Origin of the sequence: Citrobacter sp. EC_71 (assembly GCF_019584005.1) — a bacterium.
GTDB lineage: Bacteria > Pseudomonadota > Gammaproteobacteria > Enterobacterales > Enterobacteriaceae > Citrobacter > Citrobacter werkmanii.
In genome coordinates this window covers 50,573-67,070 of sequence record NZ_VDAY01000016.1, presented here as the reverse complement: position 1 = coordinate 67,070, position 16,498 = coordinate 50,573, and the positions used below count along the sequence as shown (strand labels likewise).

Sequence of the window (16,498 nt, the reverse complement as noted above, 5' to 3'; positions counted from 1 at the left end):
ACTTAGCGTCCTCGCAGTCCGTCGGCCAGACGCTTACTGTTGCGAATCGAAAGCAACGTCAGCAGCGTGCGCCAGTTCATTCGTTTATTGCGGATCTGGTAGAGCGTAAACAGCTGATATTTCTTACTCGCCCGGTCAAATTTACCTTTGTGCTTGCGATAGAACTGAAAGTAGCCGGAGAATTTATGCGGTGATGAGGTAATGCGCATCTCACCATGGTTAACATGCAGGATCTGCGTCGCCTCTTTGACCTTCCACGGTTTGCCGTACGCCACCACCATCCTGAGGAAAATGTCGTAATCCTGCGCGGCTTTCAGTGTGGTATCGAACAGGCATGCTTTAAAACGCCATGCCCATGTAAACACCTGATTACCAATAATATTGCGCTTATAAAACTTTCGTCTGGAGTAAACTGACTTCGGATAGAGCGGCAGACTGGTTGGTTGCGAATACACTTCGCCTTCGCAAACATAATCATTGGCGTACAGAAACGCGTGCGTGACCAGTTGATGACGATGCTGCAGAAACACGCTCAGGCGATTCGGCGTCCATTCATCATCATCATCAATACCCGTAATATATTGCCCACTGGCCTGCATGATGGCCTGATTGCGTACCGCGCAGGCCCCGGCATTCGTCGCATTATGCGTATAGGACACGCGTGGGTCGTTGAGTTCCTCAACGAACTGCTGCAGTTGCTCATACGAGGAAGAACAGTCATCGACAATGATCATCTCCCAGTGAGGATAGTCCTGGCGCAACACCGATTTAATCGCCCGAATGGCCAGCTGTTGGCGATTCCAGGTTGGCATATAAATTGAAATTAGTGGGTTTTCTGTCGTCATTTTCGTTTCCCAAATAAAGTTGCCTGATGGCGCTACGCTTATCAGGCCAACATTCGATATGCGTTGCTGTTCGTTATCTATTTCGAATCCGACGTGTATTCGTATTCGTAATAACCGTAATCCTGATACCCACTGGCACGGCGGAAGATAGAGTTCAGGATCACCCCCTTCACCTGAATGCCGTTTTGCTCAAACCGGCTCAGGCTGGTTTCCACCTCTTTCAACGTATTAACCGCATAACGTGCCACCATCAACGTGGTGCCGACATGACGGCCAACAATCGCCGCATCGGTCACCGCCAGTATTGGCGGGGTATCTATCAGCACCAGGTCATAGTGCTCGCTGGCCCACGTAATCAGTTCGCCAAAGCGTTCACTCATCAGAAGCTCTGAAGGGTTAGGAGGGATTTGTCCGCGAGGGATCAGATCAAAATTCGCAATGGAGGTCGGTTTCGCGCAGGAGGTAATATCTCCCTTACCGACGAGGAGCTCGGACAGACCGTTGACGTTATTGGTCCCCAGCAGTTCGTGGGTATAGCCTTTGCGCATGTCGCAGTCGATCAACAGCACGCGTTTATGAGTCTGGCTAATGACCGCCGCCAGGTTAGCGCAGACAAATGTTTTACCTATCGACGGGCTGACGCCGGTCAGCATCAACACGTTGTTGCGCGCCTGCATCATGGCGAAGTGCAAACTGGTACGCAGGCTGCGGACCGCTTCTATGGCGAGATCCGTTGGATTCCCCACCGCCAGTAACTGGCTTTGTTTGTAGCGCTTCACACCTTTAATGGTCTGAACGTTATCACGCGCTTTTTGCCATTCTGAAAGCGGGATGCTGGCATATACGCTGATGCCATGCTCTTCCAGCGCCTGCGGGCTTTCAATACCGCGATTAAACAGGGAACGCAGCAATACGCCCACCACTGAAAGCATCAAACCAAGAATAATGCTACCGAGAATAATCAACGCCTTTTTCGGCTTCAGCACGCCTGGCTGGGCAATCGCGGGATCGACGATGCGTACATCTCCGACCGTACTCGCCTCGGTGATCTTCAGTTCCTGTTGCTTATTTAACAGCTGCATATAGACCTGTTGACCGGACTCCACATCGCGGGTCAGCCGGACAATTTCCTGCTGCGTTTTCGGCATTGCAGTAACACGTCCGTTCAGCTTGCTTTTCTCATCTTCCAGCGCCTGGCGTTTTTCCAGCAACGTGCGATACGCCGGGTGCGCTTTGGTGAATAACTTGGAGATTTCCGCTTCTTTAAAGGTCAGTTCGTTGAGCTGTGCATCGATATTTACCATGGAGTCCAGCACCGCTTTAGCTTCCAGAGGCAAATCCACGGAGTCTTTATCCTGGCGGAAGGCATTCAGCTTGTTTTCAGCAACGTCCAGACGGTTACGCACCTCAGGCAACTGTTTTGCCAGAAACGCCAGACTTTTAGCGGCCTCTTCTGACTTACGTTCGACGTTTTGTTGCAGATAGTTGCGGGTAATACTGTCGAGGATCTGGCGGATTTGTTCGCGGTCTTCGCCGGTAAAAGTCAGGCTCAATACGCCAGTATCTTTGCCGGTTTCTGTCACCATCAGGTTATTTTGCAGGGTGTTAATCATGCCCAGTGTGGAAAATTTGCTGACGGTAAATTGGCTTTCAGGACTGGCATGAATCGCCTCAACCAGCATCGTCACGCCACCGTGATTCAACAATTGCCCAACCTGACCACGGGCGCTAAATCCCCCATCACTGACTAATTGATAACTTTTGTCGTTCAGCACGCTTAGCGTAAAGGTCTGTTCCTTCATCGCCTTTGGCAGAGTAAAGGTGGTGACATTAACGGTTTCATTCTGGCGCCCCATCAACCGATCCCAGCCTGCGCCAAAAATCGGAAATGTATCTTTCGTCACCGCGATATCCAGATTGAGATCGTCTACCGTTTTTCCCAGTACCAGCCGTGACTGAATGAGCTGAATTTCCGCTTCCGAGGCCGGCGGTTTATTCGACAACGCCGAACCAATATCCTGTACCAGCGAATTCCCGGTATTTTGCTCAATTTGCACCAGCGCATCCGCACTGTAGATCGGCGTGGCAAACAGCGTGTAAACCGCCGCACACACGGCAAAAGCTGCGGTAATGCCGAGCACCCACCAGCGAGCCTCCACCACCGTCCCTACCAGACGACCAATATCGATTTCATCATTGCCCGTAACCGGCGCGGCAGACTGTTTTACTTTTTCTGTCATTGTTTTCCCTGCTCTGCGTTCAATGCCTGAGCCCATTGGCGGGCAGACCGTTCAAGTAATGTGTACACCGCGTCAAACGCATCCCGACTTTTACGGTACGGGTCGGGAATTTCGCGTTCGCTGTCCCAGTGACCAAAGAGCATCACTTTGCCGCGCATCTCCGGCACCATTTCACACAGGGCTGAGATATGGCGTTTTTCCATGGTCAGGATCAGGTCATACTCCCGGCACATGCGTCCCGAGATCTGCCGGGCACAATGATTTTCCAGTGACAGGTTGTGCGCCTGCGCGACGCTGATAGCACAGGGATCCGCACCTTTACCCACCAGCGCCCCGAGACCCGCAGAAGAGACCGTCAATGCCGGATGAAACTTCCTTAACAAGCGTTCCGCCGTTGGGGAACGGCAAATGTTCCCCACACAGACAACTAATATTTTGTTAAACATGACGATTACCAGTTGTGAAGGTCGCTGGCCGTGTCCGTCATATAGCGAACACCGCTAATGGTCGGCAGCAACTGATTGATCAAACGGTTCCAGCGGGCAACCGGTGCGGTCGTGACATACACCACATCGTAAGGCTGGAGTCGGAATGACGTCGCCATCACCAGCGAAGTCGCATCGGACATATCAAGCTGATAGATATTCGCGATCTTGCCGTTGTTCCCGCTTTCGCCTTTCAACGGACGAATAACGAAAATGCCGCTGGCGTTGGAGGTAGTCAGATCGATACCTTCCGCATTGCCAAGCGCTTCAGTGAGCGTCATACCGCTGAAGTCCATTTTGAGGGTGCTCTGCTTTTTCACTTCCCCCATCACGAAGACTTTCAAATCGTCATTACGCGGAACAAACAGAATGTCGCCAGGATAGAGCAGACGGTTCTGGCTCAGATCGCCATTTTGCATCAGCGCTTGCAGTGAAATACGTTGCTCCTGCCCTTTGTGAGTCAGTACAACATTGCGCCAGTCAGCCGCCTCGGTGAGACCGCCTGCGGCGTTAATGGCATCAAGAATGGTAAGCGGTACGTTGGTGATGGCCTGCTGGCCAGATTTGTTCACCTGCCCGGAGACATAAGCCTTCTGCGAGCGGAAAGCGGCGATATTAACGTCCACCTGCGGGTCAGCGATGTACTTCGCTAAGCGCCCGGTAATATCACTACGAATTTCAGCTAACGTTTTTCCCACCACGCTGACTTTGCCAATATAGGGGTAAAACATGGTGCCATCCGGCTGCACCCAGTTGCCGGTATCGCTTGAGCTACGATACTGCCCGGCCGGGGTCGTAAGTTCAGGATGATCCCAGACGGTCACATTCAGGACATCGCCCGGACCGACCCGATACTGATATCCTGCAATCTCCTGCTCCAGCGAAATGTTAGGCTGCGCAACATTCGGACGAGGACGTAATTGCTCGACCAGTCGCGGGGTCAGTGGATAAACATTCACCATCCGATTGATATCAAAATCAGCGTCCTGCTGTTTAATCACATCTTTGCCCATCGTAGACATATTGCTGCCCGGAAGCACGGTACAACCGTTTATCAAGATTACCGATACCAGGACTGGTATCAATTTAAGTTTGGAGTTCATCATTGATTATTTATCACTTTGGCAGAGTAATTATCACGTGCGTTCTAAATAGCGGCTTCGCCTGTACACATTTACCTTGCCGTTAATTGAAAAGGAATTTAACTGGCATCAATCCTAAAAATAATGGATTCATCTGCGGTCTCTTGACAGAATAATTCAGGCTTGTTTTCAGGTGGCCAGACACGCTACCGCCCCTGGCTTCATTAGCTACCAATGCACTGATTAATTTAAATTTTTATCTTCTCCTTTATTTTCATCACATTCAGAACAGCAACGCATCGGGAATAACGTCACTGGTTGATGAGGAAATATTTATCTTTTGATTATTACCGGAAGAATTGTTGCAGCTAAGTGAATAGCAGGCAAGATAACAAGCCTCAGCTCACTTGCTTTTAAGAATAATATTAAGGCTATAATTTATATATTTTTAGGATTTTATCGATATTGACAGCATTGCTAAATAAATACACCACCTGCGATATTTCCTAAATATAATTAGCTAAAGAAAATTATTTCCTGTAGTTACATTACGGCTATTTCCCGCTGGCATCCTGATATAACCACCAGAGAAATCCCTTTCCGGCATTGCATTTTCCGCCAGTTTTACCCATGATCGAATTGTGACAATTGTCATACAACTATGGGTATAGCACTTACTATGGAATGGATTGCCGATCCGTCAATCTGGGCCGGACTCGTCACGCTAATCGTGATCGAACTTGTTCTTGGCATTGATAATCTTGTTTTTATTGCCATCCTCGCGGAGAAACTCCCTCCTGCCCAGCGGGATAAGGCGCGTATTACCGGGCTCCTGCTGGCGATGGTCATGCGACTGCTGCTGCTGGCATCAATATCCTGGCTGGTGACGCTGACTACGCCACTGTTCAGCATTCGCGGCCTCAGTTTCAGCGCGCGCGATCTGATCATGCTGTTCGGCGGTTTCTTCCTGTTGTTTAAAGCCACAATGGAGCTAAACGAACGGCTGGAAGGAAAAGACAGCGACAATCCCACCCAGCGTAAAGGCGCTAAGTTCTGGGGGGTGGTCGCGCAAATAGTGGTTCTGGACGCCATATTCTCTCTGGATTCCGTTATTACAGCCGTCGGGATGGTCGATCACCTGGCGGTGATGATGGCGGCGGTGATTATTGCCATCAGCCTGATGGTGCTCGCCAGCAAGTCGTTGACTCGCTTTGTCAACAGCCACCCAACCATCGTTATTCTGTGCCTGAGCTTCCTGCTGATGATTGGTTTCAGCCTGGTCGCCGAAGGGTTCGGTTTCCACATCCCGAAAGGTTATCTGTACGCCGCTATCGGCTTCTCGGTCATGATCGAAGCCTTGAACCAGCTGGCAATCTTTAACCGTCGTCGCTTCCTGTCAGCCAATCATACCTTGCGCCAGCGCACCGCCGAGGCGGTGATGAGGTTGCTGAGCGGTCAAAAAGAAGATGCCGAACTGGATGCCGAAACCGCTGCTATGCTGGCGGATCACCAGGAAGGACAGATTTTTGCGCCTCAGGAACGGCGGATGATTGAGCGCGTACTGAATCTAAATCAGCGTACCGTCAGCAGCATCATGACCTCACGCCACGACATTGAACACGTCGATCTCAACGCACCCGAAGCAGAAATTCGCGCTTTATTGGAAAAAAACCAGCATACGCGTCTGGTCGTTACCGGGGAAGACGAGCAGGAAGAACTGCTGGGCGTAGTGCATGTCATCGATCTGCTGCAGCAGTCTCTGCGCGGTGAGCCGCTCGACTTACGCGTTCTGATTCGTCAGCCGCTGGTGTTCCCGGAAACGCTGCCGCTGCTTCCGGCGCTGGAGCAGTTCCGTAATGCCCGCACGCACTTCGCTTTTATTGCTGATGAATTTGGTTCTGTCGAAGGGATCGTGACACTCAGTGACGTGATGGAAACCATCGCCGGTAATCTGCCAAATGAAGTAGAAGAGATTGATGCCCGCCATGATATTCAAAAAAATGCTGATGGTTCGTGGACGGCTAACGGTCACATGCCGCTGGAAGATCTGGTGCAGTACGTCCCTATTCCGTTAGATGAAAAGCGTGAATATCACACCATTGCCGGGCTTTTGATGGAATATTTACAGCGTATTCCGAAAACCGGAGAGGAAGTTCAGGTTGGCGACTACCGACTAAAAACCTTGCAGGTGGAAAACCATCGCGTGCAAAAAGTCCAGTTGATACCGCTACACAGTGAAGAAGAGATGGATTACGAGGTGTAAATCACCCGCCGGATGGCGCATCAGCCGCCATCCGGCAATTTGAATCAGAGTTTATCCAGCAACTTCTTAACATCTTTACCGTTGCGGGAGTCTTTATTGCGATCGGCCCAATCGTTCAGACGACGTTTCGCTTCATCCTGCAGATGCTTACGCAACAGCTGATCAACCTGCAAGTTATAGTTCAGCGCCTGCCACTGGCCATAAACCCTGAGAGGAACCGGCGTGGCTTTCAGGAACTTAATCAGCTTGCTTTCGCCATCCCAGCCGCCCAGCACGCGAATGTTAAACTGCGTGTCGCAATTCTGCTTCACCAGATCTAACGTCCCCTTGCCCGTCAGCGCAAGCATCGCAGACTCACCGGCCATGTTATCCAGCGTAACCTCGCCGTTATCCAGCGTCAGATCGGTTACAAAGCGATCCAGTCGGGTGACGTTATCCAGGTTTTGCTGTGATTTAACATCACCGCCGCTGCGTTCTACGGCTTGTTGTATCATCTGCTGGAAGTTCATCCCTTCCATTCGCGTATCGCTCATTTCGACATGGGCCTGGCCTTGCCAGCTATGACGAAACGCCTGGGCGTCAATATCCGAGCCGGAAAAATCTCCCGCCAGTGACAGCTTACCGGTCAGCGCGATGGGGTAGTTGAAGGCTTTCAGGATTGTGCCAATTTCTACACCTTCCAGTCGCGGATGAAAGACTGCTCGCGGCTCATCTTTTCTGGCGTCCAACGTACCGGGAAGCGAAACATGTCCACCGTCATTTTTCCCTTCCAGTTGCACGACCTTCAGTAAGCCGAACTGGTTATCTATTTTTGCCGAGACATTCTCAAACGCCATTTTACGCCACAATACCTTGTCAGCCTGTAACGTGATGTCTGCCGAGAATCCCTTGAGTCCCTGGTAAGAGACAGCATCAACCTGCGAAGCAATGACGGGACGCGCCAGCGTCGCCTGACTCTGACCTTGCTGAACCTCACCGTTTGTCGCTGCCACAGCATCGCGTTGCACCATCAGATTGTCCAGATTGAGCTGACCAAATTTCAGGTCGACGAGCCATTCGGGTTTATCTAACAACGACACCTGGGCTTGCCCGGCGAGAGAGCTGTCGTTAGCGGTCAAATGAATCTGGCTAAACGCGAGCTGTTTTTTCTCTTCCAGCCACTGCGCCTGAAGCTGCCCCTCACCTTTAATTCCCTGCGACGGTAGATCGGCCCCCTGTAGTTGCCAGCTTAACTGCTCAATATTAGCGGACAAATTATGCGGGTAGTCGGAGGCATCGACGGTGCCGTTTAAGGATAACGCAAGGTCACGCTGATCGCGGTTCACGCGCCCGGAGAAATCAAACGTACCACGGTGTTGGCTATCCTGTTCCATCTCCAGACGAATATCGCGAACCGTAACCTGCTCGTCGTCTTCATGCTGGAATACCAGAACGCTGTCGGCCACGCGCAGACTAGCGATATCAAACGACCATCCTTTGTCTTCCGCCAGATCGGGCAATGTATTGTCTTTGGGAGCAACGGGCGCATCTTGTCCACGCACCGCCTCAGTTTGCGGGGTCAGTTGAATCACAGCCCCCTTGAGCATCACCTGCTTCACGCTGAGCTGATGACTCAACAACGGCCACAACGCGACGTCGAGACGCATATTGTCGGCACGAATCAGGGGTTCACTGGCACCTTCTGCGGTTAACACCATGCGTCCCGAGAGGATGCTCAACTGAGGCCATACGTGCCAACGCAGAGGACCATCCAACTGCAGCTGATATCCGCTACGCACAGCAACCTGCTTGACCATATACGCACGGAAATCATTCGGATTCACCAACAGTACTAACGCAGAAAAACCGGCCACCAGCACAACCAGCAGGATCATCAGCGTTGTCAGAAATCGTCTCATGCTATCCCCAATGGACTGAAAACATTCAGTCTTTATCGATCCGGCTGGCAACAGCGCCCTGCTGATCGCGATACTTTGCATCCTGACGACGGTTGTAAGGTCGCGCAGCTGGACCGGAAAGCGGTTCGAAACTCAACGCGCCAATCGGCATGCCTGGGCGCAGGGCCAGCGGTAATTTTCCGGAGTTGTAGAATTCCAGTACGATGCACCCTGACCAGCCCGGATCGATACGGTGTGCGGTAACGTGTACCATCAGTCCCAGACGCGCTAATGAAGAACGTCCATCTAACCAACCGACGAGATCGGAAGGCAACGTCACGGATTCGAACGTCACCGCCAGCGCAAGTTCACCCGGATGCAGGAAAAATGCCTCGCCGTCCTTGAGGACGATTTCATCGCTCATTACACGATCCAGCGCGGCGCTGACTTCATCTTTCGGTCCACTCAAATCGATATACGCCGCCGTATGACCGCGGAACGTACGGAATTTGTTACCAAGACGCACATCTACCGTGGCGCCATTGATTCGCTCGACAGGAGGGCGTGGAGTGATCGACAGGCGACCTTCATCCAACCAGGCTTCAATATCTCGGTCACATAAACGCATGGCACTTTCTCCTTTCGTGCTTCAACCCCTTAATGCCAGGTGCGTTAAGGGTGAACCAGGTTATCACTGAACGGTACACAATTCGCTGAACTTATTCAAAGAACTGGCTGATTTTAGCCTTCAGAATATCGATGGCGATGCGGTTTTTACCCCCGCGCGGCACGATGATGTCGGCGTATTGTTTTGAAGGCTCAATAAATTGCAGGAACATTGGACGTACGGTTTTTTGGTATTGCGCCATCACCGAATCCATAGAACGACCACGCTCGTTCACATCCCGTTTAATACGGCGCATCAGGCAAATATCCAGCGGCGTATCAACAAAAATAGAGAAGTTCATCTCGTCACGCAAACGCGCGTCTGTCAGCAGCAGAATGCCCTCCAGGATGATCACTTTCTTGGGTTCGATATGAATAGTGTCTTGCGTGCGCGTATGCTCAACATAGCTGTAAACGGGGAGTTCAATGGCGCTTCCGCGTTTAAGCGTTTGTAGATGTTGAAACAACAGGCTGTGATCCATCGCGTTCGGATGGTCGTAGTTGGTTTTTACACGTTCTTCCATCGACAGATGGCTTTGATCTTTGTAATAGCTGTCTTCGGGAATAACGCCAATATGTTCGTCACCGACTTGTTCACGTAATTCGCGATAAAGCGTGCTGGCAATAAGACTCTTGCCGGAAGCCGATGCACCGGCGATGCCGATAATGACGCACTGATGGGACTGATCAGTCATAAATTTAGCGACCTGATTAACCTGGATGTAAGGAAGGGCGGCGTCGAAACGCCAAACGCGGCAATTATAGGGATTTCAGCGGCGCGATGCCAGTCCAGCCTGCACCAATGCTTTCCTTGTCGCAAATTAAAATGATCAGTTTTAAAGCAGGTGCTAAATTTATCTATCAGCCTTAGGAATTAATAGCTTGAGAGTGTTAATTTATGAGCAGCTGGCGTATAAATTGTAAATTGTTTGTACTAGCATAATCGCAGATTAAACATGATGTATCCGGCATATCTCCCGGACGACATCGGCTATTTGGGTAGAGTGGTAATGAGTAAACAATCCCAACATGTTTTAGTTACCTTACCTCATCCTCTACTGCGCATGGCCAGTTTAGGTCTGGTGGCTTTCATTTTTACGCTATTCTCGCTGGAACTGTCACGTTTCGGTGCGCAACTGGCCCCGCTTTGGTTCCCAACGTCAATCATGATGGTGGCTTTTTACCGTCATGCGGGAAAGATGTGGCCGGGAATCGCGCTGGCTTGTTCATTTGGTAATATCGGCGCGTCTTTACTCTTCTTCCCCGGTGAATCGCTGAGCTTCACCTATACGGCCATCAACATTATTGAGGCTATCGTTGGCGCAATGCTATTGCGTAAACTGTTGCCCTGGTACAACCCCTTACAAAATCTTAACGACTGGGCGCGCCTGGCATTTGGCAGCGCCGTGGTTCCCCCTGTGTTGGGCGGCTTGTTACTGTGGTTATTGCTGCCAAAGGAAACCTCGTTAAATACTTTTCTTATTTGGGTTCTGTCAGAATCCATCGGCGCGCTGGCGCTGGTGCCGTTAGGTTTGCTGTTTAAGCCCCATTATCTGCTTCGCCACCGCGACCCGCGGTTACTGCTGGAAACCGTCATCACACTTCTGGTGACCTTGACGTTCAGTTGGTTGTCCATGATGTATCTTCCATGGCCTTTTACCTGCGTTATCGTCCTGTTGATGTGGAGCGCTGTTCGCCTGCCGCGAATGGAGGCATTTTTAATTTTCCTCAGCACCGTGATGATGGTCTCGATGATGTTGGCCGCAGACCCTTCTCTGCTCTACATCCCCAAACCCAACTTGATGACCAGCCTGCCGTGGCTGCCGTTTTTGATGATCCTGCTGCCGGCCAATATGATGACGATGGTGATGTACGCGTTTCGGGCCGAACGCAAACATATCTCTGAAAGCGAAACGCGCTTTCGCAATGCCATGGAATATTCCGCGATTGGCATGGCGCTCGTAGGGACGGAGGGGCAATGGCTCCAGGCGAATAAAGCGTTGTGCCAGTTTCTGGGCTACAGCCAGGATGAGCTACGTTCGCTAACCTTCCAGCAATTAACCTGGCCGGAAGATCTGAATAATGATCTCGAACAGCTGGATATGCTGGCACGCGGGGAAATCAACAGCTACTCCATGGAAAAACGCTATTACACGCGCTCCGGTGATGTCGTCTGGGCCTTGCTGGCCGTTTCGTTGGTGCGTCATAGCGACAATACCCCCCTCTACTTTATTGCGCAGGTTGAGGATATTAACGATCTGAAGCATACCGAGTGGATTAACAAGCGGCTGATGGAGCGCATTACCCTCGCCAACGAAGCCGGGGGAATTGGCATCTGGGAATGGGAACTGCAGCCTGACGTAATCAGTTGGGATAAGCGCATGTTTGATTTGTATGAAGTCCCTGCGCATATCAAACCCAGCTGGCAAATCTGGTATGACTGCGTTGTGCCCGAAGATCGTGAACATGCTAAAAATGTCATTCGCGATTCGCTGGCCGCCCGGGCTCCCTTTAAGCTCGAGTTTCGTATTGCGGTCAAAGATGGGGTGCGGCATATCCGCTCACTGGCAAACCGGGTACTGAATAAAGACGGTGAAGTTGAACGCTTTCTTGGCATCAATATGGATATGACCGAGGTGAAGCAGCTTAACGAAGCGCTGTATCAGGAAAAAGAACGGCTGCACATTACGCTGGATTCGATTGGCGAAGCGGTGATTTGTATTGATGTTGATATGAACGTGACCTTTATGAATCCGGTCGCAGAGAAAATGAGCGGCTGGCAGCAAGAAAGCGCCATCGGCATTCCGCTGCTGACGGTGCTGCGTATTACTTTCGGCGACAACGGCCCGCTGATGGAAAATATCTACAGTGCTGACATGTCGCGTACGGCCATCGAGCAGGAAGTCGTTCTGCATTGTCGCAACGGCAGCAGTTATGACATTCAGTACAGCATCACCCCCCTTAGTACTCTCGATGGCGGCAGCATTGGCTCGGTGCTGGTGATTCAGGATGTCACCGAATCACGTAAAATGCTGCGCCAGCTTAGCTACAGCGCCTCGCATGACGATCTGACGCAGTTGGCAAACCGGGTCAGCTTCGAAAATCATCTCAAACAGTTACTGCATACGGTTCACGACACGCACCAACAGCATGCTTTGGTTTTTATCGATCTCGATCGTTTTAAAGCCGTAAACGATAGCGCCGGTCACGCCGCAGGCGATGCCCTGCTACGCGAACTCTCTTCACTGATGCTAAGCATGCTGCGTTCCAGCGATATGCTGGCGCGCCTTGGCGGCGACGAGTTTGGTCTGTTGCTGCCGGATTGTAATATCGAAAGCGCCCGCTTTATCTCAGGTCGCATCATCAGCGCCATCAACGATTATCATTTCATGTGGGAAGGCCGCTTGCACCGCATTGGCGCCAGTGCGGGGATTACGCTCATTGATGAAAAAAACCATGTCGCCAGCGACGTCATGTCTCAAGCGGATATTGCCTGTTATGCGGCGAAGAACAGTGGGCGTGGGCGAGTCTGCGTTTATGAACCCCAGCAAAGCGAGGCTCATGCTGCGCGAAGCCAGCTGTCATTGGATGAACAAAGACATACCATTACGCACAATCCAATGTTAATCATCGCCAGGGGCGTGGCCTCCCCGCGTATACCGGAGACGTTCAGCTTTTGGCTCCTCTCGCTACGTTTAGGGACAGCTGAAGGGGAGATTATTGAAGAACACGCTTTCCGTGCCGGGCTGGTCGATCCTACATTGAATCAGGCGCTTGACCGCCGGGTATTTACCGAATTCTTCCAGAGTGCTGCCCCGGCCGTCGCCAGTAAGGGACTCAGCATTGCCCTGCCCCTTTCCGCCGCCGGGCTGCTGAATACAGAACTTGTTGACGAGCTGCTGGGGCAACTGCAAAGAAGTCCGTTACCACCACGACTGCTGCACCTGACCGTTCCGTCTAACGTGATAAAAACAAACCCAACGCAGGCTATATCCACATTACATCGACTGCGTCAGTGCGGATGTCGAATTATTCTAAGTCATGTCGGTCGCGATTTAGAACTGTTTGACAACCTGAAGTATCGCATGGTTGATTACCTGCTGCTCGACAGCGAGCTAAGCGCCAGCGTCCACGGTAACTTGATTGACGAAATGTGGGTGTCCATTATCCAGGGCCATGCTCAGCGTCTGGACATTAAAACCATCGCCGGCCCGGTGCAGTTGCCGCTGATCATGGATGCGCTTTCTGGCATCGGGATTGATATGATTTATGGCGATATCATTGCCGACGCCCAACCGCTGGATCTGCTACTGAATACCAGTAATTTCGCCATCAACTGACGGCTGCCAGCCATCCGTATACCAGATATGTAATAACGCATAGGAGCGCCAGGGTTTCCAGCGCTCTGCATACCGCCGTATCTGGGCGGGCGTCATGCCGGCAAAACGTTGTTTAATCAGATAGTCATCCGGCAGAAAAACATCTTTCGCCTGCCAGCCCCGCAGCGCAAAGTAGTTGGCGGTCCAGCGCCCTATTCCGGGGAACGTTTGCAGATGTTTGACGCCTTGCTCGATATCGGCAGGCGCTTGCGTCGCAAGCGTTCCATCCAGCGTCGCGCGAGCCAGATGAATTAACGCTTCAGCGCGTTTGAGCGGCATCCCTAACGCTTTCAGGTGTAATGGTTCGGCATCAGCGAGCGCTTCAGGGGTAGGGAAACACACATACTCTGGGGCATCCTCCAGCGTTTGCCCATAAGTATGCGCCACTTTCGCCGTCAGTTTCGCCGCCATAGCCACGCTGACTAACTGCCCTAAAATCGCTCGTACTCCTTGTTCAAAAGCATCGACACTGCCCGGCAAACGCAGTCCCGGACGCGCTGCTCCAAGGCTTCCCAGCGCGCTGGCTATTTGCTGCGGCCAACAGGTAAGATCGAATAAACGTGTCATTTTAGCCAGACACTCTGCGGCAACCGGCTGTAGCCCCTGACTCAACGTCACGTGTAGTTGATGGGTGTGTAGGTCCGGTATCACGCGCACCAGACCACGATGATTCCCGACGGACAGGCTTCTGACATAACGCAGATCCCCCACGGTTTCTACCCCTTCCACCGCACGGGCGGCCAGGAACCCTAGCATCCAGGGCCAGTCGTAAGGCGGTTGCCAACTCAGCGTGAACATTGCATTTTCCTTTTCCAGCAAACCTACAGCATAAACGGTATTCAAACGATACGCCTTGCTTTCATATTCCAGTTGTCGGGACGTCAACATTTCGTTAAAGTCACGCCCCTTCTTCACTGGCATGGGGATTTTTACGGTGTTAATTGGTTTTGACTACGGTACGGCAAACTGTTCAGTGGCCGTTATGCGAGACGGGCAGCCACAGTTGCTCAAAATGGAAAATAACAGCACGCTTCTGCCCTCAATGCTTTGTGCGCCAACGCGCGAAGCGGTCAGCGAATGGCTGTATCGGCATCACGACGTTCCAACCACGGATGATGAAACGCAGGCGTTATTGCGCCGTGCGATGCGCTATAACCGTGAAGAAGATATCGAGGTTAATGCCAACAGCGTGCAGTTCGGTCTGGCTTCGCTGGGTCACTATATAGACGATCCGGAAGAGGTGTACTTCGTTAAATCACCAAAATCCTTTCTCGGTGCCAGCGGTCTGAAACCGCAGCAGGTTGCGCTGTTTGAGGATCTGGTCTGTGCCATGATGCTGCATATTCGTAATCAGGCACAAAGCCAGTTGCCGGAAGCCATCACCCAGGCCGTTATTGGTCGCCCAATCAACTTCCAGGGTTTAGGTGGCGATGACGCCAATATTCAGGCGCAAGGTATCCTTGAACGTGCGGCAAAACGCGCTGGTTTTCAGGATGTCGTCTTTCAGTACGAACCGGTAGCAGCTGGTCTGGATTACGAAGCCACGCTGCAGGAAGAAAAACGCGTATTGGTCGTGGACATTGGCGGGGGTACAACCGACTGTTCATTGTTGCTGATGGGACCACAATGGCATCAACGCGCCGATCGCGAAAACAGCCTGCTGGGGCACAGCGGCTGCCGCGTAGGCGGGAACGATCTGGATATTGCGCTGGCCTTTAAACACTTGATGCCGCTCCTCGGCATGGGTGGAGAAACGGAAAAAGGCATCGCCTTACCTATTCTGCCCTGGTGGAACGCGGTCGCGATTAACGATGTCCCCGCGCAAAGTGAGTTCTACAGTAGTGCCAACGGACGCTTATTAAACGATCTTGTACGTGACGCCCGGGAAGCCGATAAAGTCGCGCTGTTGCTCAAAGTCTGGCGCGAGCGTCTGAGCTACCGCCTGGTGCGCAGCGCAGAAGAGAGCAAAATCGCGCTGTCCGACCAGAACATAGTTACGGCGGCAATACCGTTTATCAGCGAAACGCTGGCCACCGATATCAGTCAACACGGACTGGAAACAGCGCTTAATCAGCCCCTGGCGCGCATTCTCGAGCAGGTGCAACTGGCGCTGGAAAACGCGCAAGAAAAACCGGACGTGATTTACCTGACCGGCGGCAGCGCGCGTTCACCGCTGCTCAAAAAAGCTCTCGCAGAGCAGCTTCCGGGGATCCCAATTGCCGGTGGCGATGATTTCGGTTCCGTTACTGCTGGACTGGCCCGCTGGGCTGAGGTTGTTTTCCGCTAAGCCGCTCGCAAGCTGAAAGGTGTGCATATTGACATCACCGTTGCTGTGGCTTATTTTCAGGAGTGAGGGTTAGGGAAGGTTTCCCCTCCCCCTGGTGTCTTAGTAAGCCGGTAAGCTAATGACTAAGAGTATCACCAGTATGATGACGTACTTCATCATAACCCTTTCCTTATTTTGGCCCCTTCCTCGGGAGGGGCTTTCCCGTTCCAGCGTCCCGCTGAAATCTCTGGCTTACCTCCTTTTTGCCTTGAACGCACTCTAACGCACTATATCTTGTTCGCCGTTTTCAGCGCTAAATGTTGCGTAACGCCTCGCAAAGCCGCATCAGCATTCAGACGAATCCCGACAGTGTTTCATAATTCCTCCATTTTTCT

Annotated in this window: 12 protein-coding genes; 3 read left to right on the top strand and 9 right to left on the bottom strand. The window is 51.9% G+C overall.

The genetic code is table 11. The annotated features are described in order from the left end of the window. Window positions 1-2: 2 nt before the first annotated feature. From wcaA to FHD02_RS17235, 4 genes are all read right to left on the bottom strand, one after another. The gene (gene wcaA / locus FHD02_RS17250; RefSeq protein WP_137360831.1) at window positions 3-845 is read right to left on the bottom strand and encodes a colanic acid biosynthesis glycosyltransferase WcaA; all 843 of its coding nucleotides are present in this window, start codon (window positions 843-845) and stop codon (window positions 3-5) included. A gap of 77 nt (window positions 846-922) precedes the next feature. After that, on the bottom strand, window positions 923-3,085 hold the full coding sequence (gene wzc, locus FHD02_RS17245) for a tyrosine-protein kinase Wzc (RefSeq protein WP_137360830.1): 2,163 nt from the start codon (window positions 3,083-3,085) through the stop codon (window positions 923-925). Then, window positions 3,082-3,531: a low molecular weight protein-tyrosine-phosphatase Wzb gene (gene wzb / locus FHD02_RS17240; RefSeq protein WP_137360829.1), complete on the bottom strand. Its 450-nt coding sequence runs from the start codon at window positions 3,529-3,531 to the stop codon at window positions 3,082-3,084. Before wzb ends, wzc begins: the two co-directional genes overlap by 4 nt. Window positions 3,532-3,536: 5 nt before the next feature. Then, window positions 3,537-4,676, bottom strand: a complete 1,140-nt coding sequence (locus FHD02_RS17235; protein ID WP_137360828.1) for a polysaccharide export protein — start codon at window positions 4,674-4,676, stop codon at window positions 3,537-3,539. 655 nt (window positions 4,677-5,331) lie between these two features. On the opposite strand from FHD02_RS17235, the gene FHD02_RS17230 reads away from it, so the two are divergent. Beyond that, a complete protein-coding gene (locus tag FHD02_RS17230; protein ID WP_137360827.1) occupies window positions 5,332-6,915 on the top strand; it encodes a TerC family protein in 1,584 nt (527 codons plus the stop codon). A gap of 44 nt (window positions 6,916-6,959) precedes the next feature. On the opposite strand, the gene asmA is transcribed toward FHD02_RS17230, so the two are convergent. The 3 genes from asmA to udk all read right to left on the bottom strand — a co-directional run bounded on the left by asmA (window position 6,960) and on the right by udk (window position 10,153). Further along, a complete protein-coding gene (gene asmA, locus FHD02_RS17225; RefSeq protein ID WP_137371217.1) occupies window positions 6,960-8,813 on the bottom strand; it encodes an outer membrane assembly protein AsmA in 1,854 nt (617 codons plus the stop codon). A 25-nt stretch (window positions 8,814-8,838) separates the two neighbouring features. Then, window positions 8,839-9,420, bottom strand: coding sequence for a dCTP deaminase (gene dcd / locus FHD02_RS17220; protein ID WP_003834269.1), 582 nt, complete (start codon window positions 9,418-9,420; stop codon window positions 8,839-8,841). A 91-nt stretch (window positions 9,421-9,511) separates the two neighbouring features. Next, a complete protein-coding gene (gene udk / locus FHD02_RS17215; RefSeq protein ID WP_003036776.1) occupies window positions 9,512-10,153 on the bottom strand; it encodes a uridine kinase in 642 nt (213 codons plus the stop codon). A gap of 315 nt (window positions 10,154-10,468) precedes the next feature. On the opposite strand from udk, the gene FHD02_RS17210 reads away from it, so the two are divergent. Further along, the gene (locus FHD02_RS17210; protein ID WP_137360825.1) at window positions 10,469-13,798 is read left to right on the top strand and encodes a diguanylate cyclase; all 3,330 of its coding nucleotides are present in this window, start codon (window positions 10,469-10,471) and stop codon (window positions 13,796-13,798) included. Here FHD02_RS17210 and alkA read toward each other — a convergent pair. Further along, a complete protein-coding gene (alkA, locus tag FHD02_RS17205) occupies window positions 13,766-14,635 on the bottom strand; it encodes a DNA-3-methyladenine glycosylase 2 (RefSeq protein ID WP_137360824.1) in 870 nt (289 codons plus the stop codon). The genes FHD02_RS17210 and alkA overlap by 33 nt on opposite strands. A 136-nt stretch (window positions 14,636-14,771) precedes the next feature. Here alkA and yegD point away from each other — a divergent pair, with 136 nt between their 5' ends. Continuing rightward, a complete protein-coding gene (yegD, locus tag FHD02_RS17200; protein WP_137360823.1) occupies window positions 14,772-16,124 on the top strand; it encodes a molecular chaperone in 1,353 nt (450 codons plus the stop codon). Window positions 16,125-16,223: 99 nt separating this feature from the next. Here the strand turns inward: yegD and FHD02_RS17195 are convergent, their stop codons facing one another. Then, a complete protein-coding gene (locus FHD02_RS17195; RefSeq protein WP_106672390.1) occupies window positions 16,224-16,283 on the bottom strand; it encodes a type I toxin-antitoxin system Ibs family toxin in 60 nt (19 codons plus the stop codon). Between the last annotated feature and the right edge of the window lie 215 nt (window positions 16,284-16,498).

Bases quoted from the DNA above. Each gene is read 5' to 3' on its own strand.
- wcaA (WP_137360831.1), bottom strand. From the start codon at position 845: ATGACGACAGAAAACCCACTAATTTCAATTTATATGCCAACCTGGAAT.
- FHD02_RS17235 (WP_137360828.1), bottom strand. From the start codon at position 4,676: ATGATGAACTCCAAACTTAAATTGATACCAGTCCTGGTATCGGTAATC.
- dcd (WP_003834269.1), bottom strand. From the start codon at position 9,420: ATGCGTTTATGTGACCGAGATATTGAAGCCTGGTTGGATGAAGGTCGC.
- wzc (WP_137360830.1), bottom strand. From the start codon at position 3,085: ATGACAGAAAAAGTAAAACAGTCTGCCGCGCCGGTTACGGGCAATGAT.
- udk (WP_003036776.1), bottom strand. From the start codon at position 10,153: ATGACTGATCAGTCCCATCAGTGCGTCATTATCGGCATCGCCGGTGCA.
- FHD02_RS17230 (WP_137360827.1), top strand. From the start codon at position 5,332: ATGGAATGGATTGCCGATCCGTCAATCTGGGCCGGACTCGTCACGCTA.
- FHD02_RS17210 (WP_137360825.1), top strand. From the start codon at position 10,469: ATGAGTAAACAATCCCAACATGTTTTAGTTACCTTACCTCATCCTCTA.
- alkA (WP_137360824.1), bottom strand. From the start codon at position 14,635: ATGTTCACGCTGAGTTGGCAACCGCCTTACGACTGGCCCTGGATGCTA.
- asmA (WP_137371217.1), bottom strand. From the start codon at position 8,813: ATGAGACGATTTCTGACAACGCTGATGATCCTGCTGGTTGTGCTGGTG.
- wzb (WP_137360829.1), bottom strand. From the start codon at position 3,531: ATGTTTAACAAAATATTAGTTGTCTGTGTGGGGAACATTTGCCGTTCC.